This is a genomic window from Roseivivax isoporae LMG 25204 (genome assembly GCF_000521865.1).
GTDB lineage: Bacteria > Pseudomonadota > Alphaproteobacteria > Rhodobacterales > Rhodobacteraceae > Roseivivax > Roseivivax isoporae.
This window is the reverse complement of sequence record NZ_JAME01000006.1, coordinates 1-26,082: the sequence shown is the minus strand read 5'-3', so window position 1 is coordinate 26,082 and position 26,082 is coordinate 1. Positions and strand designations below refer to the sequence as shown.

The following is a 26,082-nucleotide window of genomic DNA, read 5'->3' as shown; positions in this document are numbered from 1 at the left end:
CATGGCTCAGCCCTCCCGCTTCTCGAAGTCGATGCGGGGATCGACGATCACGTACATGAGGTCGGACAGGATGTTCACCACGAGGCCGATCAGGCCGAAGAGGTAGAGCGTGCCGAAGATCACCGGATAGTCGCGCTGCACCGCCGCCTCGAAGCCGAGCCGGCCGAGCCCGTCGAGCGAGAAGATCGTCTCGATGATGAGCGAGCCGGTGAAGAACACGCCGATGAACACCGCCGGGAAGCCGGCGATGATGATCAGCATCGCGTTGCGGAAGACGTGGCCGTAGAGCACGCCTCGTTCCGAGAGGCCCTTGGCGCGGGCGGTCATGACGTACTGCTTCTTGATCTCGTCGAGGAAGCTGTTCTTGGTCAGGAGCGTCAGCGTGGCGAAGGCGGCGATGGTCGAGGCCGTCACCGGCAGCGCGATGTGCCAGAAGTAGTCCCCAATCTTGCCGAGGAGCGACAGCTGGTCCCAGTTGTCGGAGGTCAGCCCGCGCAGCGGGAAGATCTGGAAATAGGAGCCGCCGGCGAAGAGCACGAGCAGGAGGATCGCGAAAAGGAAGCCCGGGATCGCGTAGGCCACGATGATGAGCGCGGAGGTCCAGGTGTCGAAGGACGTGCCGTCGCGCACCGCCTTGCGGATGCCGAGCGGGATCGAGACGAGATAGGCGATCAGCGTCGACCAGAGCCCGAGCGAGATCGACACCGGCATCTTCTCGAGCACGAGGTCGGTCACGTCGATGGAGCGGAAGTAGCTCTCGCCGAAATCGAAGCGCGCGTAGTTCCAGACCATGTTCAGGAAGCGCTCGAGCGGCGGCTTGTCGAAGCCGAACTCGCGCTCGAGCTGCTCGATGAACTCGGGCGGCAGGCCCTGCGCGCCGATATACTGGCTGTCGCCGGGGCCGAGCAGCTCGGTGTTGGCCGCGTCGGTGCCCTGCTGGCCGGCGAAGCCGCCGAAGGCATCGCCCTGGCCCTGGATGTTGGCCAGGACCTGCTCGATCGGGCCGCCCGGCACGAACTGCACGAGCACGAAGTTCACCACCATGATCCCGAGCAGCGTCGGGATGATGAGCAGCAGGCGTCGGAGGATGTAGGCTGCCATGAGGGCCTTCTACTTGAGCGCGCCGTCGGCCCGCAGTTCGGACGCCGCGTCGGCGTCGACCCACCAGAAATCGAGCACGCCGAGCGCGTAGGGCGGCATCTGGTCGGGATGCTGCATGTGGCGGTAGTAGGCCACGCGGTGGACGCTGGAATAGTGCATGGGGATCTGGAAGAGCGTGTAGCGCATGACCCGGTCGAGCGCCATCATCGCGGCGTCCTCCTCCTCCTGCGTCTCGCTCTCGAGGGCGACCTCGATCAGCGCGTCGACCAGCGGGTCGGCGAGGCCGGCGGGATTGAAGAGCGAGAACTCGGCGGATTCGGACCCGTACATCTGCCGGAGCCCGGTGCCTGCGCCGGTCAGCGCGCCGTAGCTGTCGTAGACCATGTCGTAGTCGCGGTCGCGGGTGCGCAGCGAGTACTGCGAGGGATCCATCTTCTCGATCCGCGGCTCGATGCCCATGGCGGTCAGGTTCTCGGCGAAGGTCTCGTGGATCGATTCGACGGTCGGGTCGGAATTCGCCGCGAGGGGGATGCGCAGGGTGAGCGCCTCGCCGGCCGCGTTGCGCCGGACGCCGTCGTCGCCCACGGTCCAGCCTGCCTCCTCGAGCAGGCGGCCGGCGCGGCGCAGGTTGCCGCGGTCGGTGAGGCGGCTGCCGTCCGAGCTGTGGGGGACCACTGCCTCGCCGTTCAGCACCTCGTCGGGCACGAGGTCGCCCAGGGATTCGAGGATTTCGCGCTCGCGGCCCTCGGGCACGCCCGTCGCCTGCAGGTCGGTGTCCTGCGCGAAGGAGACGCGCTGCTCGAAGAGGCCGTATTGCAGGGACTCGTTCGTCCATTCGAAGTTGTAGGCAAGCGCGATCGCCTGCCGGACGCGGCGGTCCTGCAGCTTTTCCACGCCGAGGTTGAAGACGAAGCCCACCGGTGCCGGCGGGTTGCCGTCGGGGATCTCCTCCTTGACGACATCGCCGCGGGTCAGCGCGGGAAAGTCGTAGGCGGTGGCCCAGAGGCGCGAGTTGGCCTCGGTGCGGTAGGTGATGTTGCCGGCCTTGAACGCCTCGAACGCCGCGATCGTGTCCGAGAAGAACTCGACCCGGATGGTGTCGAAGTTGTGCCGCCCGCGGTTGATCGGCAGGTCGGCGCCCCAGTAGTCGGGATTGCGCTTGAGCACGATGCGGCGGTTCGGCACGACTTCGTCGATGAGCCAGGGGCCCGATCCCGGCGGGGTCTCGAGGCGGCTCTCGTCGAGGCGGGCGCCGGTCTCCTCGAACCACTTCCGCGGGAAGACGGGCGTGGTGCCCACCTGGTCGATGAGCGAGCGGCGCGAGATGCCCTCGGCGAAGTCGTAGCGCACGGTGTGCTCGTCGATCACGGTCGCGCTCTTGATGCGGGCCCGCACCGCCTCGGCATAGGAGGGCAGGCCCTGCGTCACGAAGAGCTCGTGCGTGAAGACGACGTCGTCGGCTGTCACCGGCGTGCCGTCCGAGAACGTGGCCTCGGGGCGCAGGTGGAAGATCGCGTAGGTCTTGCCCTCGTCGTATTCGACCCGCTCGGCGAGCAGGCCGTAGAGCGCCTCGTTGTCGTCCGCGGGCAGCGTCTCGTTCGACACGCTCTCGGCGAAGAGGCCCTCGTAGGGGAAGATCGAGTAGATGTAGGCGCGGCCCTGGCGGGCATAGGGGTTCATGCTGTCGAAGGTGCCGGTGGTGGCGATCACCACCTCGCCGCCCTTGGGCGCCTCGCGGTTGACATAGTCGAGCGCCTCGAAATCGGGCGGGTACTTGAGGTCGCCGAAATAGGAATAGCCGTGGGCCGAGATGATGTCGCCCGAGCCTTCCTGCGCGGCGGCGCCGGCGGTGGCATCGGCGGCCTGCGAGACCGCCGAGGTCGCGGCGAAAGCGATGCCGAGCGCCGTCAGCGCGGCCAGGACGAGGCGCGGGGCATCGGGGGCCGCGGCCCTGGCGCGGGCCCGTGGCGCATGCGGCGCGGATCGTCTGGTGATGGTCATCGTGCTCCCCTCCGGCGCTCTGTGCGCGTCTCTTCTCGGCCTTCATGTAAGCTACAGGTCGCGGCTCGCCACGATCAAGTTGCGTCTGTGTTATCTTGCGCGAGCAGGCGCGTCGCGGCGCATGAAAAAGGGCCGCCGCCCCTCCGGGCAGCGGCCCCTGTTTCGGGCCCCGCGGTCAGTGCGGGGCGCGTGCGGCCCGGATCAGTTCCCGGTGCTCTGCAGGTAGGCGATCACGTTGGCGCGCTCTTCCTCGCTGCGCAGGCCGGCGAAGCTCATCTTGGTGCCCGGGGCGTAGCCGCGCGGGTTCTCGAGGAAGGCGTCGAGGTTCTCGGGGGTCCAGACATCCGCCGCTTCCTCGAGCGCGCCCGAGTAGTTGTAGCCCTCGACCGAGTCGACCTCGCGGCCCACCACGCCGTTCAGGTGCGGGCCGACGCCATCGGTCCCGTCGACCTTGTGGCAGGCGCGGCACTTGTTGAAGACGCGCTCGCCCGCGGCCGCGTCGGCATTTGCGAGGATCGCGCTGCCGGCATCGCCGCCCGCATCTGCCGGGGCCTCCTCGGCGGCGGCTTCCTCGGTCGCCTGCTCCTCGGCAGGCGCCTCCTCTGCAGCGGCCTGCTCGGTCGCGGGCTCCTCGGCTGCCGCGTCGTCGGATGCCTGCTCCTCGGCGGGGGCCTCCTCGGCTGCGGCCTCGTCGGATGCCTGCTCCTCGGCAGGGGCCTCTTCGGCGGCGGCTTCCTCGGTCGCCTGTTCCTCGGCGGGGGCGTCCTCTGCGGCGGCCTCCTCGGTCGCCTGCTCTTCGGACGCGGCGTCGTCACCTGCGGCCGCCTCTTCCTCGGAGCCGGCGGCGTCGCCGCCTTCGGCCGGCGCGCCCACCTCGGCGTTGCCGCCGAAGGTGTTGAGGTACGCGATCAGGTTCACGCGGTCCTCGGCATCCTTGACGCCCGAATAGCTCATGGACGTGCCGGGCGCCCAGCCCTGCGGGTTCTCGAGGAAGTTCGACAGCGTCTCGGGATCCCAGACATCGGCGCCCTGCTCGCTGAGCGCGCCCGAATAGGAGCCGTAGCCGTCCGCCGACCCGATCTCGCGGCCCACGACGCCGTAGAGGTAGGGACCGACCGCGTTGGCGCCTTCTTCGAGCTGGTGGCACGCGCGGCAGGAGTTGAACACGCGCTCGCCCGCATCGGCGTCGGCATTCGCCCACAGCGAGGCGAAATCGGCCGGGGCCTCTTCCTCTGCGCCCGCGTCTTCCTCGCCGGTCTCGATCACCCAGGCCGCCGTGTGCTCCTCGCCATGGCCGGCATCGCCGACATGGTAGATGGTTTCCCCGGCCCACTTGCCGAGGAGAAACACAAGCAGGGCGCCGCAGAAGCCGCCGACAACCTTGGTGAACGTCATGGTGTCAAACATGGGTCGCGTGTCCGTCTGAGGTCCGTATGGCGCCGCTATCTATTGGTTCCCTTCGGCCGAGGCAAGGTATACTAGCCGCGACCAAACGCCCGGCCATGCCGGCCGCTGGACAAGACCCGAGACACGACCCATGACCGACCGACCCAAGATCGCCTTCCAGGGCGAACCCGGCGCCTATTCCGACCAGGCCTGCCGCGAAGCCCGCCCCGACCACGCGCCGCTTGCCTGCCGCACCTTCGAGGACGCGATCGAGGCGGTGCGCAGCGGCGCGGCGGCGCTGGCGATGCTGCCGGTGGAGAATTCCACCTATGGCCGGGTGGCCGACATCCACCGCCTGCTGCCGCGTTCGGGGCTGCACATCGTCGGCGAGGCCTTCGTGCGGGTGCACATCAACCTTCTGGGCGTGAAGGGGGCCGCGCTCGCTGACGTGCGCGAGGCCTATTCGCATCTCGTGCTGCTGCCGCAATGCGCGGGCTTCCTGCGCACCCACGGCATCGAGGGGCGCGTGAGCCCCGACAACGCGCGGGCCGCGCGCGAGGTGGCCGAGCGCGGCGATCCCTCGGTCGCGGCGCTGGCGAGCGAGCTCGCGGCCGAGATCTACGGGCTCGACGTGCTGGCGCGGCACATCGAGGACCAGGGCAACAACACGACGCGGTTCCTCGTCATGTCGCCCGAGGTGGACATGCGCCGGCGCGGCAGCCACGGGATGCTCACGAGCTTCGTGTTCCAGGTGCGCAACATCCCCGCGGCGCTCTACAAGGCGATGGGCGGCTTCGCCACGAACGGCGTCAACATGACCAAGCTCGAGAGCTACATGATCGAGGGCTCGTTCACCGCGACGCAGTTCTACGCGGACATCGAGGGGCATCCCGACGACCCGGCGGTGGCGCGCGCGCTCGAGGAACTCGCCTACTTCACCTCGATGCTCGAGATCCTCGGGACCTACCCGCGCGATCCGCGCCGCGACTGAGGCCCGCCGGGCGGCGCGAGGGACAGCCGGATAGGCCCGCCGGGCGCGCAGGGATCGACCGGCGCGCCGCGGCGCGTGGCGCGCAGCGGCAGGCTCGCCGCGACGCGCCGTACCTCGGCCATGAGCGGGCGCCAGTCGTCGGACAGCGTCCGCGCCGCCTCGGACGGGCAGAAGCTCGACGCGGGCCCGCGGGCGCGGGCGAGCGCCATCAGCACCTCTGCGATCTCGTCATCGTCGGGCCGCGCATCCGTCATGCGCCGGAGCTAGCGCGGCGTGCCTCCGGGCAAGGGGCGCGCCCGCACAAGGGACTGTCCCGGACAGGGATCACTGGCTATCATCGCCCACGCAACGGAGGGGAACCCGATGCGGTTGAGGGGTGTGCGGCGCAGTGTACGCGTCGAGGACAGACGCCGGGGCGGTGGCGGAGGAGCCACGCGCATCGGCGGCGTGGGCCTGCTGATCGTTCTCGCGATCGGGTATTTCGCGGGCATCGACGTGATGCCGCTGATCGACGACGCGCGCGGCGCGGCGGTCCCGCGGGAGCTGACCCGCGCGGAGGAGCAGGCGGGCACCTTCGCCGCGCGCGTGCTCGCGACCACCGAAGAGGTCTGGTCCGAGGTGCTGCCCGACCAGGTGGGCATCGCCTACGCGCCGCCGATCCTCGTGCTGTTCGCCGGGGTCACGCCGTCGCCCTGCGGCACGGCGAGTGGCGCCACGGGCCCGTTCTACTGCCCGGCGGACGAGAAGGCCTATCTCGACACCGAATTCTTCGCGGTGCTCGAGCAGCGGCTGGACGCTGGCGGCGACCTCGCAGCGGCCTACGTGATTGCCCATGAGGTCGCCCATCACATCCAGAACGAGCTCGGCATTCTCGGGGCGGTGGCGTCCCGCCGGGCCGAGGTGGGCGAGGCCGAGGCCAACGCCTTGACCGTCCGGCTCGAGCTGCAGGCGGACTGCCTCGCCGGCATCTGGGCGGGCAGGGTCCGCGGCATGCTCGATCCCGGCGACCTGGAAGAGGCGCTGAACGCGGCCCGGCAGATCGGCGACGACACGCTGCAGGCGCGCGCCGGCCGGGTGCCGCAGCCCCACACCTTCACCCACGGGACGTCCGAGCAGCGCGCGCGCTGGTTCGCGACCGGCTACCGCTCGGGCGTGATCGAGGATTGCGACACCTTCACGGTGCGGGAGCCCTGAGCGATGACGGTCATCCACGCCCTTCCGGTCGGTGGCGGGATCCTGGCGCTGGCGCCCTTGCCGGGCGCGTCGGGCGATTACCGCGGCGATCTCGGCCACGTTCTGAACTGGACGCCGGCGGTGGTGGTGTCACTGACCACCGAGGTCGAGATGCTGGCGGTGGGGGCGCAGGCGCTCGGCGCGCAGCTGCAGGAACGGGCGACGCGCTGGGTGCACCTTCCGGTCGCTGACATGGGCGTGCCGGACGACGCGTTCATGGCGCGCTGGCCCGAGGTGAGCGCCTTTGCCCGGCGCGCGCTCATGGGCGGGGGCCGGGTGCTGGTGCACTGCCATGCCGGCCGTGGCCGGTCGGGAATGGTCGCGCTGCGCCTGATGATCGAGGCGGGAGAGGCGCCGGACGAGGCACTGGAGCGATTGCGGGGGGTGGTGCCCGGGGCGGTCGAGACCGCGGCGCAGATGGACTGGGCAAACCGCGCCGACCGCGGCGCCGCGCGGTTTGTCCGGGCACGGACATCCTGACGCGGCGATGCGGGGAAGGGTGAGAGGCTGGAGAGCGACCCAAGCGGGTCTCGTTACGGCTGCTTCCTTCCGGACCTGACCGGGTTGGCGAGGCGCTTGCCCGCACCAACCTCTCGATCCCTCAGATAGGCGGACGGGACCGGATTCGCAACCCCCCGGGGCGTCAGAGCCGGCCGCGGTAGCGCACGAAGCCCGCGTCGTCCGCGCCGGCCTCGGCAAGGCCGAGCGCGTGCGCGAGCTCGGGATGGGCGCGGGCGCCCGGCCCGGTCTCGAAGAGCACGCGCGCGCCCCCGGCCGGGCGGAAGGCAAAGGGCAGCTCGGGCCGCAGCGGCCCCGTGCCGTGACGGGCGAGCGTGTCGGCGAGGAGGATGGGCGCGTTGGCGGTGACCTCGGCCACGAGGCTTTCGGGCGCCAGTTCCGGGAAGCCGCCACTGCCCGCCGCGCGGTAGCTGTTGGCCAGGAGGAGGAAGCGGTCGCTGTCGCGGACCGGGCGGCCCTCCACCGCGAGATCGCTGACGCGCGTGGCGCCCGGCGCGACCACCGCGCCATCGGGTCCGTGCCGTGCCGGCACCGCGAGGTCGACCCGCCATGTCAGCCCGTGCAGGAGGTCGAGGTCGTAGAGCGCGAAGCGGCGGTCGACGAGAGGCGTGTCCTCGGCGCCGGGGCGCAGCGTCGCGTAGACCGACATGGCGCGCTCGAGCCACGCCGCCACGAAGGCGCCGGTGACGCGGTGCAGCGTGAGGGCGTTCGCGAAGGGGCAGAGCGCGTCCACGTGCCGCGCCGCGAGCCGGCCCGGGGGAATGTCGAGGTAGTTGTCGGGCCCGGCGCGGCCGCCGGCGCGGTAGATCGCCACCGAGACGAGCAGCGGCACGTCCGGGTCGTGGCGCGCGACCACGGGCGCGGCGGCGCGGCGCAGGGTGTCGGCCAGGAGGTTCGCGGCGCGCCCGTCGCCCGCCGCGGCGAAGTAGGTGGTGAGCGGGCCGGGAAGCCGGCAGATGTCGCGGGCCATGGCGGCGCGGGTGCGCGCATGGTCGTCGGCGATGGCGCGGGCGAGCCGTCGCGCCGTGATCGTCCGGTCCTGCCCTGTCGCGGTGGCGTGGTCCGGGCTGCGCAGGTGCGCGGAGCCGGAAATCCGGCGCCAGCAGCCGCCCGCGTCGCGCGCGAGCGTCAGGTCGACGACGCCGAGCGCCGCCCCGTTCGCGGCCGGCCCCACTACCGGCGGGCCGGTTGCGGGCAGTGGCGTCCCGGGGCCGACGTCCTGCGGGTGGGCGACGTGGTCGTGCCCGCCGATCACCGCGTCGAGGCCCGGCAGTTCGGCGAGCGCGAGCGTGACGTTCTCGGCCTCCGCCTCGGTCCGGGGCGGGGCGCCGCTGCCGAGGCCCGAATGCGACAGCGCCACGACGATGTCGGCGCCCGCGGCGCGCAGCGCGGGGATCGCCGCGGCCGCGGCCTCGAGGATCGGCGTGACGGTGACGCGGTCCCGCAGGTGGGCGCGGTCCCAGCGCAGGATCTGCGGCGGGCAGAATGCGAGGATCCCGATGCGTAGCCGGTGGCGCGCGCCCTCGGCATCGATCACCTGCCGATCGAGCAGTGCGTGCGGCCGGAACGCCACCGGCGGCGCGAGGGGCGTGGGCGTCACGTTGGTCAGCACCACCGGGAACGACGCCGCGCCGTAGATGCGCCGCTGGATGTCGAGCCCGTAGTTGAAGTCGTGGTTGCCGAGCCCCGCCGCGTCGTATCCCAGCGCATCGAGCGCGGCGATCGCCGGATGGGTGCCCGCGCCGGCGGTGACGGCGCGGCTTGCGGCGATCTCGCCCATGGGGCCGCCCTGGATCAGGTCGCCGTTGTCGAGCAGCAGGACATTGCGCACCTCGGCGCGGGCGGACTCGATCAGCGGCGCGAGGGCCGCGAGCCCGGAAAGCGGTGCCGGGCGGTCCGCGAGGTAGTCCCACGCGGCGAGCGCCATGTGCAGGTCGGTCGTGGCGAGGATGCGCAGATGCACGTGTCCCGCATCCGCTGACGATCCGGTCCGGCCCCGCTCAGTCATGTCACCCGGGCGCGCGTCACGTGCAGGATGCGGTCCCCTTCCGTCGGCAGATCAAAGGCTTGCGTCATGTGGCGCCGTCTGGGGAAACGGGCCGCGATACATCCAAGATAAGCTGCGCGAGGCCCGCGATGCAATCGCCAGATGTGTCGCAGGACAACTGCGCACCGCCGCCGCGCGGCACGGGCCCGGCGCGCCGCCAAATTGCCTCCGCCGCGGGGACGTGACATGCCTGTGGCCAGGGAACGCGAGGACGGGGCAGGGCATGCGACACGCGGAAGAGGTGACCTTCGGAGGATCGGCGCTGGACCGGGCGGCGGAGCTGCGGCGCGACGCGGAGGCGGTCGCGGCGCTGCGGGCGGACCCGGCGGCCGCGGCGGTGGTCCTGTGGCGGGGCAAGCCGCTGCTCGAGCCCGGTCCGGACGGGGCGGCGACGCTGGTGCGGCTGCCGCTCGACCACCCTGCGCTCGAGGGCGCGCACATCGACATCCTGCTGGGGCGAGAGGGCGGCGCGGCGCGCTTCGCCGCGGACCTCTCCGGCTGGACGCCCGAGGACGACGACACCACGACCGTCGGCGCCTTCGTCGATGCCTCCGAGCAGCGTCATCCCGGCCTGCCCGAGACGCAGCGCTTCGTGGAACTGCGCCGGGCGATGACGTGGCTCTCGCCGCGGGACGCGGAACTTGCCGCAACGGCGCGGGGTCTTCTTGAATGGCACCGCACGCACGGGTTCTGCGCCTGTTGCGGCGCCAAGAGCGACGTGGCCGAGGCCGGCTGGCAGCGGCACTGCCCGGCCTGCGGCAGGCGGCATTTCCCGCGCACCGACCCGGTGGTCATCATGCTGGTGACGCGCGGCAACCGGACGCTGCTCGGCCGGGCGCCGGCCTGGCCCGAGGGCATGTATTCCTGCCTCGCGGGGTTCGTCGAGCCGGGCGAGACGGTCGAGGCGGCGGTGCGGCGCGAGGTCTTCGAGGAGACGGGCGTGCGGGTCGGGCGGGTGCGCTACCTCGCCAGCCAGCCATGGCCGTTCCCGGCCTCGCTGATGATCGGGTGCCACGGCGAGGCGCTGAGCGAGGAGATCGACGTCGACCCCGAGGAGATCGAGGATGCGCGCTGGGTCAGCCGCGAGGACGTGGCGCTGTCCTTCGACGGCAGCGATCCGGGGCTCAGGCCGGCGCGCGAGGGCGCGATCGCTCGCTTCCTGCTGCGCAACTGGCTTGCGGACCGGCTGGATTGACGCGACAGTCCGCTCCCGGGGCGGTACGGGCAAGAGATACGGGAAGGGCGTCGGCAGGATGCAGTTTTCGGTACGGGAAGACATCGAGGGCGGGCAGGAACAGGTCTTTGCCGCGCTGTCGGATTTCGGCGCGCTGGAGCGCTCGGCCATGCGCCGGGGTCTCGAGCTCGAGCGCATCGACGCGCGGGCCGAGCCGGGGCCGGGCATGGCATGGCGCACGGTGTTCACCTTCCGCGGCAAGCCGCGCGAGGCGACGATCACCCTGACCGAATACGACCCGCCGAACCGCATGGTGTTCGACAGCGTGTCGGGCGGCCTCGAGGTGCGCAGCGTCCTGGACCTCGTGGCGCTGTCGCGCACGCGCACGCGCATCGCGGGCGACCTGACGCTGCTGCCGAAGACGCTGTCGGCGCGGCTCCTCGTGCAGTCGCTGAAACTGGCGCGGACGCGGGCGGAGCGGAAGGTCAAGGCGCGCGCGTCGGACTACGCGCGCGACCTCGAGGCGCGGCTCAAGCAGGGCTGAGGCCCGCTTCAGCGCATCCAGTCGAAGAAGCCGGGACCCGCGCGGTCGAGAAGCTCGCGCGCGAGGTCGCGGCCCATATCGGGGCCGTCGGCGACGCTGCCGGTGCGCGATCCGGAATGTGCCTCGGACCCGTCGGGGCGCAGCACCTCGCCGCGCAGCGTCAGGACGTCGCCGTCGATCTCTGCGAGGCCCGCGATCGGCGTCTCGCACGAGCCGTCGAGCGCCGCGAGGAAGGCGCGTTCGGCCGCGAGCCGCTCGCCGGTGGCTCTGTCGTGGATCGCCGCGAGAAGCGCCGCCGTCGCGTCGTCGTCGCTGCGCCGCTCGATCCCGATGGCACCCTGCGCGACCGCGGGCAGCATGTCCTCCGGCGCGATGGGGCTGTGCGGCAGGTCCGTCATGCCGAGACGGTTAAGGCCGGCGCGGGCAAGGAAGGTGCCGGTGGCCACGCCGTCCTGCAGCTTGCGCAAGCGGGTCTGCACGTTGCCGCGGAATTCCACCACCCTGAGGTCGGGCCGGCGGTGCAGCACCTGCGACCGGCGGCGGAGCGAGGACGAGCCCACGACCGATCCCGCGGGCAGCGCGGCGATGCCGTCGTAGCCCGGCGAGAGGAAGGCGTCGCGGGGATCCTCGCGCGGCAGGTAGCAGTCGAGCACGAGCCCCTCGGGTTGCAGGACGGGCATGTCCTTCATCGAGTGCACGGCGATGTCGATGTCGCCCGACAGCATCGCCTGCTCGATCTCGCGTACGAAGAGGCCCTTGTTGCCGATCTCCTTCAGCGGGCGGTCGGCGTCGATCAGCGCGCGGTCGTCGCCGGTGGTCTTGATGACCACGATCTCGAAGGCGGCCACGGGCAATCCGTGCGCGGCCGACAGCCTGTCGCGGGTCTCGTGGGCCTGGGCCAGCGCCAGCGGCGAGCCGCGGGTGCCGATCTTCAGGGGCGCGTCGGGGGAGGGCTTCGTGTCGCTCATGCGCAAAGGCTTAGAGGGGCCGCGCGGACGTGACAAGCATGCTTGACACTTCGCCGCCCGTGTCCGACCACGGGCGGGTGCCGACCGAAGGAGCCCCGATGACCAAGACCATCCTGCGTGCCCTGGCGGGCGAAACATGGGCCGTGCCACCGGTCTGGATGATGCGGCAGGCGGGGCGCTACCTTCCGGAATACCGCGCCACGCGCGAGAAGGCGGGCGATTTCCTGTCGCTCTGCTACAACCCGGAACTCGCTGCCGAGGTCACGCTGCAGCCGATCCGGCGCTACGGTTTCGACGCGGCGATCCTCTTTGCCGACATCCTGCTGCTGCCGCAGGCGCTGGGCGCGGACCTGTGGTTCGTGACGGGCGAGGGGCCGCGGCTGTCCACGGTCACGACCGAAGACGACTTCGCGGCGCTGAAGCCCGTGCACGCCATCGACGAGACGCTGTCGCCCGTCTACGAGACGGTGCGCATCCTGCGGCGGGAACTGCCCGCCGAGACGACGCTGATCGGCTTTGCCGGCGCGCCCTGGACGGTCGCGACCTACATGATCGCGGGCCGCGGTACGCCGGACCAGGGGCCGGCGCACGCGCTGAAGAACGCGAACCGTCCGCTCTTCGAGCAGCTTCTGGGCAAGATCACCGAGGGCACGATCGAGTATCTCTCGCGCCAGATCGAGGCCGGCGCCGAGGTGGTCAAGGTCTTCGACAGCTGGGCCGGGTCGCTCGCGGGCGAGGAGTTCGACCGCTACGCGACCGAGCCCGCGCGCATCATCGTCGAGACGCTGAAGCGGCGTCACCCGGGCGTTCCGGTCATCGCCTTCCCGCGCCAGGCGGGCGAGAAATACGTGGGTTTCCACGCGGCGACGGGCGCGGACTGCGTCGCGCTCGACGACCACGTGGCGCCCGACTGGGCTGCCGCCAACGTGCAGGTGTCGGGCTGCGTGCAGGGCAACCTCGCGCCGGGGCACATGGTCACCGGCGGCGACGCCCTGGTGACGGAGACGCGCAAGGTGGTCGAGGCGTTCTCGGGCGGGCCGCACATCTTCAACCTGGGCCACGGGATCACGCCCGATGCGGATCCCGACAATGTCAGCCGCATGATCGAGGCGATCCGCGGCTGAGCCTGGCTCAGTCGAATAGCGTGGACTGGCCCGGCGCCCGCGGCGCCGGCAGTCCCAGGTGCGACCAGCCCTTCTGTGCGAGCATCCGGCCGCGCGGCGTGCGCTGGATCAGGCCCTGCTGCAGCAGGTAGGGCTCGATCACCTCCTCGATGGCGTCGCGGCTTTCCGACAGGGCGGCCGAGATCGTCTCGATCCCCACGGGACCGCCGGCGTAGTTTTCTGCGATGAGACGCAGGTAGCGCCGGTCCGCACCGTCGAGCCCGAGCCCGTCGACGCCGAGACGGGTGAGCGCATTGTCCGCAAGCGCGCGCGTCACGACGCCGTCGCCCTCGACGACCGCGAAATCCACCACCCGCCGCAGGAGCCGCCCGGCGATGCGGGGCGTGCCGCGGGCACGCCGCGCGATCTCGCGCGCGCCATCCGGTTCCGCCGGCACGCCGAGCTTGGTCGCGTTCCGGGTCACGATCGCGTCGAGTTCCTCGACAGTGTAGAAGTTGAGCCGCGTCGGGATGCCGAAGCGGTCGCGCAGCGGCGTGGTCAGAAGCCCGAGCCGCGTGGTGGCGCCCACCAGCGTGAAGGGTTGCAGCTCGATTCGCACGGTGCGCGCGGCGGGACCCTCGCCGATCACGAGGTCGAGCTCGTAATCCTCCATCGCGGGATAGAGCACCTCCTCGACCGCGGGGTTCAGGCGGTGAATCTCGTCGATGAAGAGGACGTCGCGGGATTCGAGGTTGGTGAGGATCGCGGCGAGATCGCCGGCCTTGGCCAGCACGGGACCCGAGGTCATGCGGAAGTTCACGCCGAGCTCGCGCGCGAGGATCTGGGCAAGCGTCGTCTTGCCGAGGCCGGGCGGTCCGTGGAACAGCGTGTGGTCCATGGCCTCGCCGCGCGAGCGGGCGGATTGCAGGAACACCCGCAGGTTCGCGCGCGCCTCGGCCTGGCCCACGAAATCGTCGAGCATCTGCGGCCGCAGCGCGCGGTCGCGGTCCTCGGCCAGCGGTTCGGGCCTGAGCGTGGGGTCGGAGCCGCTCATGCCGGGGGTGCCAGGAGCTTCAGCGCCGCGCGGATGAGGCCCGCGGTGTCGGCGTCGGGCGCGTCACCGGCGGCCTGCGCCACCGCGCCCGCGGCCTCGCCCGGCCCGTAGCCGAGATTGGTGAGGGCGGACAGCGCCTCGGACTGCGCGGCGCCGCCCGAGGGTGTCGCCGCGGATCGCGGCGCCGCGGGGGCGGTCGAGGCGGGCTCCGTCCCCGTCGCCGCGACCGGTGGCGGCACGGCCATGGGGCCCGCGCCCATCGCCATGATGGCGGGCGCGCGGTCCTTGAGCTCGTTCACCACGCGCTGCGCGGTCTTGGGGCCGATGCCGCGCGCGGCCTTGATCGCGGTCCAGTCGCCGAGCGCGATGGCGCGGCTCACGCCGTCGGGGCCGAGCGCACCCAGGATCGCGAGCGACGCCTTGGCGCCCACGCCCTGCACGCTCAGGAGGAGGCGGAACCATTCCTTCTCGACCAGCGTCGGGAAGCCGAAGAGCTGCATCAGGTCCTCGCGGACCATGAGGTCGGTGAAGAGCGCCGTCGCCTCGCCCGGGGCGCCGAGCCCGGCCAGCACGCGGTCCGAGCAGAACACCACGTAGCCCACGCCGCCCGTGTCGATCAGCACGTGATCGTCCGCCTTGTAGACGATGCGGCCCGCGACGCGCCCGATCATGCGCCCGCCTCCGCCAGGGGCACGCGCGGCGCACGCATGTAGAAGGCATGGCAGATGGCGACGGCCAGCGCGTCCGAGGCGTCGGGCCCCGCGATCTGCACGCCCGGCAGCTGCATGCGCACCATGTGCTCGACCTGCCGCTTGTCGGCGTGGCCCACGCCCACCACGGTCTTCTTGACCTTGTTCGGGGCGTATTCGCCGACATCGAGCCCGAACGAGGCGGGCACCAGCAGCGCCACCGCACGGGCCTGCCCCAGCTTGAGCGTCGCCACCGCGTCCTTGTTGACGAAGGTCTGTTCGACGGCGGCGGTTTCGGGTCGGTGTTCGACGAGGATGGCGGTCAGCTGGCGGTGCAGCTCGAGCAGTCGCGTCGCGAGTTCCCCGGTGCCCGAATGGCACACGCCGTTCGCCACGTGGCGCAGGCGGCCATTCGCCGCCTCCACGATACCCCAGCCGAGGTTGCGCAACCCCGGGTCGATTCCAAGTATCCTGATCACTGCCGCCCGCGCCCTGTCGAGGTGTTCTTGTTGTGCCGTAGCTGCGCGAGGACTAGCACGAAAGGCGAACATCCTCCAAGCCCCCTTGGATGGCCGGCGTGTCGTCGCCTGTTTGCGACGCTTCGCATCCCGGGCGCGACGCGACGCGGGGCCGGATCTGGGTCATCCGGATTTTTACAAAAATTTCAGACATATGGCGGGAATGCTGCCATGCAGAAACTGCAAGGGACGCATGCGGTTTTTCGATCTTGAGAGTTTTCAGGACGCCTACTAACTGCGCATCAAGGTAGTGAAACCGCCCGCAACAACGCCAATCGTGGAACCCCCGAGATGATGAACATTTACACGCCCCCGCGCACCAACCATGCCGCCGCCGCCGTCGCAGGCCGCGTCGGCGCCGTGATCGCCTCTGCCTACGCCGCCCTCGTGGACTGGCGCGATGCCCGCCGCACCGAGCGGCTGCTGTCGAGCCTGTCGGACCGCGAACTCGACGACATCGGGCTGACCCGCAGCGACATCCTCCGCGTCTCGCGCCGCTGAGGCGCGACGCACGGACCGACACGACCGGGGCCGCGTTTCTGGGGGGGACGCGGCCCCGTCTCGTTTCCGGGGATCGATCGGACAGGGTGCACGCGGCCAGCCGACGTGACGGGGAATGCCCCGGCTCCGGCGTCGCGCGCAGGCGGGGTGGCACCGCGCCGAGCGCGCGGTGCGGTCGCAGGCGATCTCAGACGATCGCGCCGGCGATGGCGATGATCGCGCGGGTCAGCGGGTCGGCGCCCATGATGACGGCGCCCGCCTGTTCGGCGAAGTTCCCCTGCGAGAGCGTGGCGAGGTGGCTCGCGTAGGTCTCGGCGCCGAGCTGCGCGAGCAGCAGTGCCTTGAAGCCGAAGAACGTGGCGACGAGCAGCATGAGCGGCCAGGCGACGACGCCCGAGACGTCGCGGCTGGGTTCATGAACGATCGTACCGTTGGGCTGGAGCCGGGTGACGTAGCCGCGCGCGAGGCGGCGATGCTTGCGTCTAATGTCCCTGTGCCGCTTCTCGAAATTCTTCAGAGAGTCGTCCATGGTTACCTCTTGCACACACACATGACCGGAAAACACCCGGTTCTTTATCTAACAGGCTTTGATTAAACCTGGAATTGGGCGGCATTGAGGCGCTTCGCCACGGGGTTGCCCCAGTATTGGAAACGGTCAGGCGCGTTCGAGGGTGAGTGTCGTCCAGTCGCCGACGATTTCGGAGTGACGCAGCGTGAAGCCCGAAGCCAGGTAGGCCTCGATCACCGCGTCGGCCTGCGGGTTGAGCAGGCCCGACAGAATCGCGATGCCGCCCGATGCCGTGGCGCCCGCCATCGCGGGAGCGAGGTCGATCAGAGGACCCATCAGGATATTGGCGAAGACGAGGTCGAAGGGCGCGGCAGCGGCGATGTCGGGATGGTCGAACCCGGTGGCCTCGAGGCAGCTCACGCGGCCCTCGAGCCCGTTCGCCGCGACGTTCGCCGCCGCGACCTCGACCGCCACGGGATCGATGTCCGAAGCGAGGACCGGACCCGGTAGCGTGTCGGACCACAGACGCGCGGCCGCCATGGCAAGGACCGCTGTGCCGCAGCCCACGTCGATGACCGAGCGGCCCTGCATGCCGGCCTCGGCCAGCCGGTCGAGCGCGCGCAGGCAGCCGAGGGTCGTTCCGTGGTGCCCGGTGCCGAATGCCATCGCCGCCTCGATCAGCAGCGCGATCGACCCCTCGGGCACCCGGTCGGCGTCGTGGCTGCCATAGACGAAGAAGCGGCCCGCCTCGACGGGCGACAATTCGCGGCGCACCTTGGCGACCCAGTCGGTCTCGGGAAGCTCGGACACGGCAAACGGTGCCGCCTCGTAGGCGGCGGCCAGAAGCGCCAGTCCCGCGGTGTCGGGACGGTCCTCGAAATAGCCGCCGACCTCCCAGAGACCCGAGCCGTCCTCGATCTCGAACACGCCCACGCCGGTCGGTTCGGGATCGAGCGCCTCCATGGCCTCGCCAAGCGCCTCTGCCGCCTCGCGGCCCCGGAGCGTGGTCAGCGCGGTGAATGTCGCCATGGGATCAAACCTTTGCAAATATTGCGGGAACCGACCTCTGCACTTCCCGGTTGTGTCCCTGCGCTTCGGATCAGGGAGGGTTGTTTCATGGAAGAAGGTGCGTCGCAAGCGGTCTCGGGCGCGATCACCAGTCTCGATATCACGGTTCTGGTACTCTACTTTCTCGTCGTCATCGCCATCGGCGTCTGGGTGTCGAGACGGACGGAATCGGGGGAGGACCTGTTCCTTGCAGGGCGGACGCTGACCTGGGGGGTCGTGGGCTTCTCGCTCTTTGCCTCGAATATCTCCTCCACCACGCTGATCGGCCTCACAGGGGCGGCCTACACCACCGGTATCGCGACGTCGGCCTACGAGTGGATGGCGGGCATCCCGCTCATCGCGTTGGCCTTCATCTTTGCGCCGCTCTTCTTCAAGGCCAAGGTGACGACGATCCCGGAATGGCTTGAGCGCCGCTTCGACCGGCGGGCGCGGCTCTACTTCTCGGGCGTGACGATCGTGCTGACCGTCATCGTCGACACCGCGGGCGGCCTCTATGCCGGCGGCGTGGTGGTCAAGACCTTCTTTCCCGGCATCCCGATCTGGCAGACCTGCGTTGCGCTCGGCATCTTCGCGGGGCTCTACACCGCGGGCGGCGGGCTCAAGGCGGTGGTCTACACCGACGTGCTGCAGGCCGTGGTGCTGATCCTCGGCTGCGCCGCGATGACCTTCATCCTGTTCGGGCAGATGGGCTTTTCCTGGGAACAGGTGAAGGCGAGCATGCCCGATCCCGACCATCTGCGGCTCGTTCAGCCATTGTCCGACGAGACGCTGCCGTGGACCGGTCTGTTCTTCGGCGTGCCACTCCTGGGGTTCTGGTACTGGGTCACCAACCAGTACATCGTGCAGCGCGTCCTCGGTGCGCGCGACCTGCGCGAGGCGCAGCGGGGCGCGATCCTGGGCGGCTTCCTGAAGATCATCCCGATGTTCATCATGGTCCTGCCCGGCGCCATGGCGATCACCGTGGTGCCGGACCTCTCGAACGCGGACATGGTGTTCCCGACGATCACCACGACCGTCCTGCCGGCGGGCCTGACCGGCCTCGTCCTCGCCGGTCTCGTGGCCGCGATCATGTCGAGCGTCGACTCGACGCTCAACTCGTCCTCGACGCTGATCGGGCACGACTTCCTCGACGTGGGCAAGCGCGAGGAGCGCGAGCAGCGCCGCATCGGCCAGATCACGACGCTGGTCCTGATGGTGATCGCCGTCGTCTGGGCGCCCTTCATCGCGGACATGGGCGGTCTCTGGGACTACCTGCAGCAGATGTTCTCGGTCCTCGTGCCGCCGGTCGTGGCGATCTTCGTCCTCGGTGCGCTGTGGACGCGCGGCACCAACAGCGCGGCCTTCATCACGCTGTGGGGCGGGCACCTGATCGCGATCGGCGTCTTCATCCTGACGCAGGTGGGGATCTGGCCGATCCACTTCACCGCGAATGTGGGCCTGATGACGGCGGTGAGCTGCGCGATCTTCGTGATCGTCAGCCTGAACACCAGCCACGACGAGGACGAGGAGGTCGAGGGCGCCACCTGGACGCCGGACATGGCCACCATGGCGCTGTCGGACGACGCCCCGATCTGGGCCAACGTCAAGATCTGGGCGTGGCTGCTCGCCGCGTCGATGCTGGCGATCCTGGTCCTGTTCTGGTGATCCTCACTCCGCCGGCGCGGGCACCGCGCCGGCGAACACCGTCTCGTGCCCGGGGCAGGGGTGACGCGGGATCATCAGGGCCAGCGCGAAGGACACCGAGGCCATGCCGGCGGCGAGCGCGAAGACGAGCTGCGGCGCCGTCAGCCAGACATACCCGAGGAGCGCTGGCAGGAACACCGCGGCGATGTGGTTGATGGTGAAGGCGACCGCGGCGGTGGGAGCGATGTCGCCGGGATCGGCGATCTTCTGGAAGTAGGTCTTGAGCGCCAGCGCGAGCGCGAAGAACAGGTGGTCGAGCACGTAGAGCACCGCCGCCAGCACCACGCCCCAGCCGAACCAGTAGATGCCGCCATAGGCGAGGAACACCGCCACGAGCCCTGCATATTCCACGAGGAGCGTGCGCCGCTCGCCGAAGACGTGCACGGCACGGCCCATGAGCGGGGCGAAGACCATGTTGGCGACCAGCGTGACGAGGAAGAGCGAGGTCACCTCGTGCACCTCGAAGCCGAAGCGCTCGACCATCATGAAGCCCGCGAAGACCACGAAGATCTGCCGCCGCGCCCCCGACATGAACTGCAGCGCGTAGTAGAGCCAGTAGCGCCGGCGCAGCACGAACCGCTTCACCTGCGGGTTCGGCGCCTCGAAATGTGGCATCATCAGCGCGCACCATCCGACGATCAGCAGCGTGAGCCCCCCCGAGGCGAGGTAGACCGCGTTGTAGGAGAGCCCGAGCGCGTCCCAGGTCATGACGATGGCGACGTAGGCCACGAGCGTCGCGGCCGAGGCCGCAGCCACGAGCCAGCCCAGCATCTGCGGCGCGCGGTCCTTGGGCAGCCATTGCAGCTGGAGCGACTGGTTCACCGTCTCGTAGTAGTGAAACCCGATCGAGGACAGCATGGTGATCGTGAGGATGCCCGCGAGGCTCGGGAACCACGCGGTCACCGCCGTCGCTGCCCCGAGAAGCGCCAGCGACACCAGCGCCAGCGTCTGTTCGCGCATGAAGATGATGACCGCGATCACGCCCACGGCGAGGAAGCCCGGGATCTCGCGCACCGAGTGCAGCCAGCCGATATCCGCGCCGTCGAAGTTCGCCCGGTCGATGACGAAGTTGTTCAGGAGCGCCGACCACGTGGCGAAGCTGAGCGGCATGGCGATGGCCATGAGGAACAGAAGCGTCTGCGGGCGCTGCCAGACCGGCAGCGACCGCGCTTCGCCAAGGGGAACGATCCGTGTCATGCGGACCCGATTACGGCCTTTCCGCGGAATAGGCGAGCGCCACGATGGCAAGCCCTCAGTTGCGGATGCGCCAGCCGGTGCGGAAGATCCACCAGATCACGCCGAGGCAGATCGCGGTGAAGACGGCGATCGCGAACAGGCTCACCGCCACCGGCACGTCCGCGAGCCCGTAGAACGACCAGCGGAAGCCCGAGATCAGGTAGACGACGGGGTTGGCCAGCGCGATGGTCTGCCAGACCGGCGGCAGCATCGAGATCGAGTAGAACGACCCGCCGAGGAAGATGAGCGGCGTGACGATGAGCAGCGGCACGAGCTGCAGCTGTTCGAAATTCGACGCCCAGATCCCGATGATGAAGCCGAGAAGTGCGAAGCTGAGGCAGGTGAGCACGAGGAAGGCCAGCATGGCGAAGGGATGCGCGATCGACAGGTCGACGAACAGCGCCGCCGTGCCGAGGATCACCACGCCGATGAAGAGCGACTTGGTCGCCGCCGCGCCCACGTAGCCGATGACGATCTCGAGGAAGCTGATCGGCGCGGACAGCAATTCGTAGATCGTGCCGATGAATTTCGGGAAGTAGATGCCGAAGGACGCGTTCGAGATCGCCTGCGTGATGACCGACAGCATGATGAGGCCGGGCACGATGAAGGCGCCGTAGCTCACGCCCTCGACCTCCTCGATCCGGCTGCCGATCGCGGCGCCGAACACCACGAAGTAGAGCGAGGTCGAGATGACCGGCGACACGAAGCTCTGCAGCAGCGTGCGGAAGAAACGTGCCATCTCGAAGCGGTAGATCGCCGCGATCGCCGTCCAGTTCATGCCGCGCCCTCCGAGCGTTCGCCGTGCACGAGGTCGACGAAGATCTCCTCGAGCGAGCTTTGATGGGTTCTGAGGTCGCGCAGGACGATGCCGGCGTCGCCCATGGCGGACATGAGCCGCGCGATGCCGGTGCGTTCCGCCGAGCGGTCGTAGGCGTAGACCAGCGTCCAGCCGTCCTCCTCGAGCGCGAGGTCGAAGCCGGACAGCGCCGCGGGCACCGCGTCGAGCCGCGACGACAGCTCGATCCGCAGCTCCTTGCGGCCCATGCGGGCCATCAGCGCAGCGGTCTCCTCGACCAGCAGGAGCTCGCCGCGGGCGATGACGCCGATCCGGTCCGCGATCGCCTCGGCCTCCTCGATGTAGTGGGTGGTGAGGATGATCGTGGTGCCCTGGGCCTTGAGGCCCGCCACGATCTCCCACATGTCGCGGCGCAGCTCGACGTCGACCCCGGCGGTGGGCTCGTCGAGGAACAGCACCTCGGGGTCGTGGCTCAGCGCCTTGGCGATCAGGACGCGGCGCTTCATGCCGCCCGAGAGCTCGTTGATCTTCGCGTCGCGCTTGTCCCAGAGCGACAGGCGCCGGAGGATGTCCTCCAGCCGGGCATCGTCGCGCGGCCGGCCGAAGAGCCCGCGGGTGAAGCGGACGGTGTTCCACACCCTCTCGAAGGGCTCGAGGTTGACCTCCTGCGGCACGAGGCCGATCAGGTTGCGCGCCCGGCGGTACTCGTCGACGACGTCGTGGCCGCCGACGCGGATCGCGCCGCCCGTGGGCACCGCGAGCCCGCAGATGCACGAGATCAACGTGGTCTTGCCCGCGCCGTTCGGGCCGAGGAGCGCGAGGATCTCGCCCTTCCGGATGTCCAGCGAGACGCCCTTCAGCGCCTCGAAGCCGCCGGCATACGTCTTTCGCGCGTCCGCGATTTCCACCATGGCCTGCATGTCGCGCCCTCTCGTTCCGCAGGGGGTGCAGCCTAGCCGCGGGCGGGCGAAAGGCAATGTGCGTCGAGGGCGTCCCGCCTGTGCATCGTCGCGCGCGGGTCGGCACGGCCCCCATGGTGCCCGCCCGCACGCCGGGCTAAGCCGGGTCCATGACCCATCCCGTCGAAGACCGGCCGGCACTCGGCATCCTGCTCATCTCGCTCGGGGTGACCGCGATCTCCGTCAACGACATGGTCATCAAGCTGTTGTCGGGCGGCTACCCGCTGCACCAGATCGTGTTCATCCGCGCGGCGATCGGCATCCTGCCGATGCTCGTGCTGCTGTCGCGTTCGGGCGGGATCGCGGCGCTGCGCACCGCCACGCCGGGCCTGCACGCGCTGCGCGGGCTCCTCGTGGTGGCGGCGAACATGACCTTCTACGCCGCGGTGGCGGCGCTGCCGCTCGCGCTCGCCACCGCGCTCTTCTTCGTCGCGCCGCTCTTCATCACGCTCCTGTCGATCCCGCTGCTCGGCGAGCGGGTGGGTGCGCTGCGGCTCGGCGCGGTGGCGGTGGGGTTCTCGGGCGTCCTCGTGATGCAGCAGCCCTTCGGCGCGCTGCCGGGCGACGTGCCGCGGCTCGTGCTTCTCTTGCCGGTGCTCGCGGCGTTCCTCTACGCGATGCTGCAGGTGATGACCCGCAGGCTCGGGGTCAAGAGCTCCGCCGTCGCGCTCGCCATCTACATCCAGAGCGCGTTCCTCGTGGTCTCGGCGCTCATGTTCCTCGTGGCGGGCGACGGCCGCTTCGCCGAGGGGAGTGGCAACGACAGCGTGCAGTTCCTGCTCCGGGCGTGGGTCTGGCCGCCGGCCGAGGACTGGGCGACGTTCCTGCTCGTGGGCATCATGTCTGGCTTCGTCGGCTATTGCCTGTCGGCGTCCTACCGCATGGCGGCGGTGTCGGTGATCGCGCCCTTCGAATATCTCGGCCTGCCGCTCGCCATCGTCTGGGGCTGGTCGATCTTCGGCGAATGGCCCGCAGCCGAGACCTGGGCGGGCTGCGCGCTGATCGTCGGCGCCGGTCTCTTCGTGCTGCTGCGCGAGGCGCGGCTCGGGCGCCCGTCTCCCGGGCAACGCACGCGACCGTTCCGGCGCTGAGGGCGCACGCTGCTTGATCTTGGCCCTGCCGCCGTGGCAGGGGCAGGCCCGACAGGAGGGCACCAGGACCATGGCCGACGACATCATTCCGCCCGAGGACATCGAGGCGCTCTTCACCCGGTCGGACGGCACGTTCCTGTGCGCGCGCTGGGGCCGTCCGATCGCGCCCGTGGTGTTCGGCGTCGACGACGCGACGCTGGCGACCGTCAAGGGCGCCCTCGAGGCGGTGTGCACCCTCGCCGGTCACGAGATCGCCGAGACCGATCCCGAGCTCGGTGCGAACCTCATGGTGTTCTTCTTCCGCGAATGGTCCGAACTGCCCGAGGTGCCGAATCTCGACCGGCTGATCGAGGGCCTGCCGGACCTCGTGGCGCGGCTCGAGGCCACGGGCGCCAACCAGTACCGGGTGTTCCGCTTCGACGCCGGCGGCGCGATCCGCGCCTGCTTCGTCTTCCTGCGGATGGATGCCGATCTGTCGGCGGTGCCGGCCGACACGCTGGCGCTGGTGCAGGTGACGCAGACGATGCTCCTGTGGTCCGACACCGCCTTCACCGACCGCTCGGCCCTCGGGCGGACGGAGGGCGGGCACGTGCTGCTGCGGCCCGAGATCGCGGCGGTGATCCGCGCCGCCTACGATCCGGTCCTGCCCGCGGTCAGCGACGACCCGGCCCACGCGCTGCGCCTCTCGGCGCGGATCGCCGCGGGACGGCCGGCGTGAGCCTCCGCGCCGCCGGCCCCCCGACACCCACGAGGAGATCCCCATGAGCCCGCACGACTTTGCCGTCCGCGTCTACTACGAGGACACCGACATGGCGGGGATCGTCTACTACGCCAACTACCTGCGCTACATCGAGCGCGCGCGCTCGGCCTGGGTGCGGGATCTCGGCATCGACCAGAACGCCATGCGCGAACGCGACGGCATCGTGTTCGCGGTGCGGCGGGTCGAGGCGGACTACCTGATGCCGGCAAAGTTCGACGACGCGCTCACCGTGCGCACGGTCACCCGCGCCATCACCGGCGCGCGGCTCGTCATGGCGCAGGAGGTGCTGCGCGAGGGCGAGGTGCTGTTCCGCGCCGAGGTCACGGTGGTGTGCCTGACGCTGTCGGGGCACCCGGTGCGCCTGCCCGACGCGGTGCGCCGCCGCGTCCACTGAGTCGCGGGGCGCGCGGCGCCCGGGCCTGCAAGCGGTTTCCCGTGTCAGTCCGCCCGCCCGGCGGCAACGCGCCGGTCCGGGGGTGCCGTCGCGCGCGTTGACGCCAATGTGTTGGCGTCGGGCTGGCAATTCGGCTAGAATCATGTGCGAAACGCGGCCCGACGCCAAGAGGCCGCAGGAAAACGAGCAGGCTTATGGAAACGGAAACCCTCGCGCTCGCGCAGGAGATCGATTTCTCCATGTGGGCGCTCTTCATGCGCGCCACGTTCACGGTGAAGCTGGTGATGATCGCGCTGATCCTCTCCTCCTTCTGGTCGTGGTCGATCATCGTGCAGAAGATCATCATGTACCGCGCGGCACGCCGCGAGGCGGCGCGCTTCGACCGCGCGTTCTGGTCGGGCGAGCCGCTCGACGAGCTCTTCGACGAGATCGGCGTCGATCCCGACGGGCGCTCGGAACGGGTCTTTGCCGCGGGGATGAGCGAATGGCGCCGGTCGCACCGCGATGACGGCGGGCTGATCGCCGGCGCGCAGGCGCGCATCGACCGCTCGATGGACGTGGCGATCCAGAAGGAGGCCGAGGCGTTGCAGGGCGGCCTGCCGGTGCTGGCCACCGTGGGCGCCACCACGCCCTTCGTCGGCCTCTTCGGCACGGTCTGGGGCATCATGAACGCCTTCATCGAGATCGCCGCCGAGCAGAACACCAGCCTCGTGGTCGTGGCGCCGGGGATTGCGGAGGCGCTGCTCGCCACCGGCCTCGGCCTGCTGGCGGCCATCCCTGCGGTGATCTTCTACAACAAGCTCTCGGCCGACGCGGACCGCCTCATCGGCGGCTACGAGGCCTTCGCCGACGAGTTCTCGACCATCCTCTCGCGCCAGCTGGACGGCTGACATGGCGGCATCGGTCATCAAGAAGGGCGGCGGAGGCGGCGGGCGCCGCAGGCGGCATCGCCGTGGCGGCGCGCAGCCCATGGCCGAGATCAACGTCACGCCCTTCGTGGACGTGATGCTGGTGCTGCTGATCATCTTCATGGTTGCGGCGCCGCTCCTGACCGTGGGAGTGCCGGTCGAGCTGCCCAAGACGGCGGCGACGGCCTTGCCCTCGGACAACGAGGAGCCGCTGACGGTGACGGTGGCCAGCGACGGCACCGTGACGATCATGACCACCGAGGTCCCGCGCGGGGAACTGGTGGGCCGGCTGCGCGCCATCGCGGCGGAACGGTCGGACGACCGCGTCTACCTGCGCGCCGACGGCGCGGTCAGCTACGACAGCGTCGCGCAGGTCATGGGCGCGCTCAATGCCGGCGGCTTCACGTCGATCGGGCTGGTGACGGACCTCGGCGGGCCCGCGCTCGACGGCGGCCCGCAGCTCGCGCCGGCCGGAACGGGGAACTGAGGAGCGGCCCATGCACACGGGCCACACAATCTCGGGTACGGCGCACGCGGCGCTCATCCTCTGGGTGCTGTTCGGCGGAGTGTTCCGCTCCGAACCCGACGCGGTGCGCGTGCAGGACGTGTCGGTCCTCTCGGAGCAGGAATTCGCCGCGCTGAGCGAGCGTGCCGCGCCGCCCGAAAGCACGCAGGACGTGACCGCGCCGCCGGTGCCCGAGACCGAACCGGCCCCGGCACCGGAGATCCAGCCGCCCACGCCCGAGCCCGAGGCGCAGACCCCGCCGCAGCCCGAGCCCGCGCCGCAGCCCGAGCCCGAGACCGTGCCCGAGGCGGTGCCGATGCCGCCGCAGGCCGACGTGCAGGACGA

27 protein-coding genes, 1 other RNA gene and 1 pseudogene are annotated in these 26,082 nt (G+C 70.4%); 14 read left to right on the top strand and 15 right to left on the bottom strand.

Features of this window, described 5'->3' with window-relative positions:
* Window positions 1-6 precede the first annotated feature (6 nt).
* The 3 genes from RISW2_RS05135 to RISW2_RS25885 form a co-directional block, all read right to left on the bottom strand.
* Window positions 7-1,101, bottom strand: a complete 1,095-nt coding sequence (locus RISW2_RS05135; RefSeq protein WP_043767506.1) for a microcin C ABC transporter permease YejB — start codon at window positions 1,099-1,101, stop codon at window positions 7-9.
* A gap of 9 nt (window positions 1,102-1,110) precedes the next feature.
* A complete protein-coding gene (locus RISW2_RS05130) occupies window positions 1,111-3,102 on the bottom strand; it encodes an extracellular solute-binding protein (protein ID WP_043767503.1) in 1,992 nt (663 codons plus the stop codon).
* A 201-nt stretch (window positions 3,103-3,303) separates the two neighbouring features.
* Window positions 3,304-4,509, bottom strand: coding sequence for a c-type cytochrome (locus RISW2_RS25885; RefSeq protein ID WP_043767500.1), 1,206 nt, complete (start codon window positions 4,507-4,509; stop codon window positions 3,304-3,306).
* A 130-nt stretch (window positions 4,510-4,639) separates the two neighbouring features.
* Between RISW2_RS25885 and RISW2_RS05120 the strand changes: the two genes are divergently transcribed.
* Window positions 4,640-5,479, top strand: coding sequence for a prephenate dehydratase (locus RISW2_RS05120; protein WP_043767498.1), 840 nt, complete (start codon window positions 4,640-4,642; stop codon window positions 5,477-5,479).
* On the opposite strand, the gene RISW2_RS05115 is transcribed toward RISW2_RS05120, so the two are convergent.
* Window positions 5,452-5,733 (bottom strand): DUF3253 domain-containing protein, encoded by a 282-nt coding sequence (locus RISW2_RS05115; RefSeq protein WP_051491814.1) that lies wholly within the window; start codon window positions 5,731-5,733, stop codon window positions 5,452-5,454. The two genes, RISW2_RS05120 and RISW2_RS05115, sit on opposite strands and share 28 nt — an antisense overlap.
* Window positions 5,734-5,842: 109 nt before the next feature.
* Here RISW2_RS05115 and ypfJ point away from each other — a divergent pair, with 109 nt between their 5' ends.
* Both ypfJ and RISW2_RS05105 read left to right on the top strand, forming a co-directional pair.
* Window positions 5,843-6,673, top strand: coding sequence for a KPN_02809 family neutral zinc metallopeptidase (gene ypfJ / locus RISW2_RS05110; RefSeq protein ID WP_043767496.1), 831 nt, complete (start codon window positions 5,843-5,845; stop codon window positions 6,671-6,673).
* A gap of 3 nt (window positions 6,674-6,676) precedes the next feature.
* Window positions 6,677-7,192, top strand: a complete 516-nt coding sequence (locus tag RISW2_RS05105; protein ID WP_043767494.1) for a protein-tyrosine phosphatase family protein — start codon at window positions 6,677-6,679, stop codon at window positions 7,190-7,192.
* An 18-nt stretch (window positions 7,193-7,210) separates the two neighbouring features.
* Here RISW2_RS05105 and ffs read toward each other — a convergent pair.
* Together ffs and RISW2_RS05100 are read right to left on the bottom strand one after the other, a co-directional pair.
* Window positions 7,211-7,307: signal recognition particle sRNA small type (gene ffs, locus RISW2_RS23900), an RNA gene on the bottom strand.
* 48 nt (window positions 7,308-7,355) lie between these two features.
* Window positions 7,356-9,194, bottom strand: a complete 1,839-nt coding sequence (locus RISW2_RS05100; RefSeq protein ID WP_051491813.1) for a 5'-nucleotidase C-terminal domain-containing protein — start codon at window positions 9,192-9,194, stop codon at window positions 7,356-7,358.
* Between the two features lie 307 nt (window positions 9,195-9,501).
* On the opposite strand from RISW2_RS05100, the gene nudC reads away from it, so the two are divergent.
* Together nudC and RISW2_RS05090 are read left to right on the top strand one after the other, a co-directional pair.
* On the top strand, window positions 9,502-10,473 hold the full coding sequence (nudC, locus tag RISW2_RS05095) for an NAD(+) diphosphatase (protein ID WP_043767492.1): 972 nt from the start codon (window positions 9,502-9,504) through the stop codon (window positions 10,471-10,473).
* Between the two features lie 58 nt (window positions 10,474-10,531).
* Window positions 10,532-10,996 (top strand): SRPBCC family protein, encoded by a 465-nt coding sequence (locus RISW2_RS05090; RefSeq protein WP_043767490.1) that lies wholly within the window; start codon window positions 10,532-10,534, stop codon window positions 10,994-10,996.
* Between the two features lie 8 nt (window positions 10,997-11,004).
* Here the strand turns inward: RISW2_RS05090 and hemC are convergent, their stop codons facing one another.
* Complete coding sequence (gene hemC, locus RISW2_RS05085; protein WP_043767487.1) at window positions 11,005-11,964, bottom strand: hydroxymethylbilane synthase; 960 nt, start codon at window positions 11,962-11,964, stop codon at window positions 11,005-11,007.
* Window positions 11,965-12,062: 98 nt separating this feature from the next.
* On the opposite strand from hemC, the gene hemE reads away from it, so the two are divergent.
* Window positions 12,063-13,088, top strand: a complete 1,026-nt coding sequence (gene hemE / locus RISW2_RS05080) for a uroporphyrinogen decarboxylase (RefSeq protein ID WP_043767483.1) — start codon at window positions 12,063-12,065, stop codon at window positions 13,086-13,088.
* A 7-nt stretch (window positions 13,089-13,095) separates the two neighbouring features.
* Here hemE and ruvB read toward each other — a convergent pair whose 3' ends face one another.
* The 3 genes from ruvB to ruvC are packed head-to-tail and all read right to left on the bottom strand — an operon-like array spanning window position 13,096 to window position 15,286.
* Window positions 13,096-14,121 carry a Holliday junction branch migration DNA helicase RuvB gene (gene ruvB / locus RISW2_RS05075; RefSeq protein ID WP_043767480.1) on the bottom strand — a complete coding sequence of 342 codons (1,026 nt, stop codon included), beginning with the start codon at window positions 14,119-14,121 and terminating at the stop codon, window positions 13,096-13,098.
* Entirely contained in the window at window positions 14,118-14,792 is a 675-nt protein-coding gene (gene ruvA, locus RISW2_RS05070; protein ID WP_043767477.1) for a Holliday junction branch migration protein RuvA, read from the bottom strand. Before ruvA ends, ruvB begins: the two co-directional genes overlap by 4 nt.
* The gene (gene ruvC / locus RISW2_RS05065; RefSeq protein ID WP_084615267.1) at window positions 14,789-15,286 is read right to left on the bottom strand and encodes a crossover junction endodeoxyribonuclease RuvC; all 498 of its coding nucleotides are present in this window, start codon (window positions 15,284-15,286) and stop codon (window positions 14,789-14,791) included. Before ruvC ends, ruvA begins: the two co-directional genes overlap by 4 nt.
* Window positions 15,287-15,619: 333 nt before the next feature.
* Between ruvC and RISW2_RS05060 the strand changes: the two genes are divergently transcribed.
* Window positions 15,620-15,829 carry a DUF1127 domain-containing protein gene (locus RISW2_RS05060; RefSeq protein ID WP_341872005.1) on the top strand — a complete coding sequence of 70 codons (210 nt, stop codon included), beginning with the start codon at window positions 15,620-15,622 and terminating at the stop codon, window positions 15,827-15,829.
* Window positions 15,830-16,016: 187 nt separating this feature from the next.
* Here the strand turns inward: RISW2_RS05060 and RISW2_RS05055 are convergent, their stop codons facing one another.
* Together RISW2_RS05055 and RISW2_RS05050 are read right to left on the bottom strand one after the other, a co-directional pair.
* Window positions 16,017-16,358: a hypothetical protein gene (locus tag RISW2_RS05055; protein WP_043767471.1), complete on the bottom strand. Its 342-nt coding sequence runs from the start codon at window positions 16,356-16,358 to the stop codon at window positions 16,017-16,019.
* A 126-nt stretch (window positions 16,359-16,484) separates the two neighbouring features.
* On the bottom strand, window positions 16,485-17,366 hold the full coding sequence (locus tag RISW2_RS05050; protein WP_043767468.1) for a 50S ribosomal protein L11 methyltransferase: 882 nt from the start codon (window positions 17,364-17,366) through the stop codon (window positions 16,485-16,487).
* A gap of 87 nt (window positions 17,367-17,453) precedes the next feature.
* Between RISW2_RS05050 and RISW2_RS05045 the strand changes: the two genes are divergently transcribed.
* Entirely contained in the window at window positions 17,454-19,049 is a 1,596-nt protein-coding gene (locus RISW2_RS05045; protein ID WP_051491812.1) for a sodium:solute symporter, read from the top strand.
* Between the two features lie 3 nt (window positions 19,050-19,052).
* Here RISW2_RS05045 and RISW2_RS05040 read toward each other — a convergent pair whose 3' ends face one another.
* Genes RISW2_RS05040 through RISW2_RS05030 form a run of 3 tightly spaced genes read right to left on the bottom strand, consistent with a single transcriptional unit; the run spans window position 19,053 to window position 22,040 of the window.
* A complete protein-coding gene (locus RISW2_RS05040) occupies window positions 19,053-20,285 on the bottom strand; it encodes an MFS transporter (protein WP_043767465.1) in 1,233 nt (410 codons plus the stop codon).
* A 55-nt stretch (window positions 20,286-20,340) separates the two neighbouring features.
* The gene (locus tag RISW2_RS05035) at window positions 20,341-21,102 is read right to left on the bottom strand and encodes an ABC transporter permease (protein WP_043767462.1); all 762 of its coding nucleotides are present in this window, start codon (window positions 21,100-21,102) and stop codon (window positions 20,341-20,343) included.
* Complete coding sequence (locus RISW2_RS05030) at window positions 21,099-22,040, bottom strand: ABC transporter ATP-binding protein (protein WP_043767458.1); 942 nt, start codon at window positions 22,038-22,040, stop codon at window positions 21,099-21,101. Before RISW2_RS05030 ends, RISW2_RS05035 begins: the two co-directional genes overlap by 4 nt.
* 149 nt (window positions 22,041-22,189) lie before the next feature.
* Here RISW2_RS05030 and RISW2_RS05025 point away from each other — a divergent pair, with 149 nt between their 5' ends.
* The 6 genes and pseudogenes from RISW2_RS05025 to RISW2_RS05000 form a co-directional block, all read left to right on the top strand.
* Window positions 22,190-23,170: a DMT family transporter gene (locus RISW2_RS05025; RefSeq protein WP_043767455.1), complete on the top strand. Its 981-nt coding sequence runs from the start codon at window positions 22,190-22,192 to the stop codon at window positions 23,168-23,170.
* A 70-nt stretch (window positions 23,171-23,240) separates the two neighbouring features.
* Entirely contained in the window at window positions 23,241-23,888 is a 648-nt protein-coding gene (locus tag RISW2_RS05020) for a hypothetical protein (protein WP_084615258.1), read from the top strand.
* A gap of 43 nt (window positions 23,889-23,931) precedes the next feature.
* Window positions 23,932-24,324: a tol-pal system-associated acyl-CoA thioesterase gene (gene ybgC / locus RISW2_RS05015; RefSeq protein ID WP_043767452.1), complete on the top strand. Its 393-nt coding sequence runs from the start codon at window positions 23,932-23,934 to the stop codon at window positions 24,322-24,324.
* A gap of 194 nt (window positions 24,325-24,518) precedes the next feature.
* On the top strand, window positions 24,519-25,214 hold the full coding sequence (gene tolQ / locus RISW2_RS05010; protein WP_043767449.1) for a protein TolQ: 696 nt from the start codon (window positions 24,519-24,521) through the stop codon (window positions 25,212-25,214).
* Between the two features lies 1 nt (window position 25,215).
* A complete protein-coding gene (gene tolR, locus RISW2_RS05005; protein ID WP_043767445.1) occupies window positions 25,216-25,719 on the top strand; it encodes a protein TolR in 504 nt (167 codons plus the stop codon).
* Between the two features lie 10 nt (window positions 25,720-25,729).
* Window positions 25,730-26,082 (top strand): annotated as a pseudogene (locus tag RISW2_RS05000) (hypothetical protein); the annotation flags it as partial.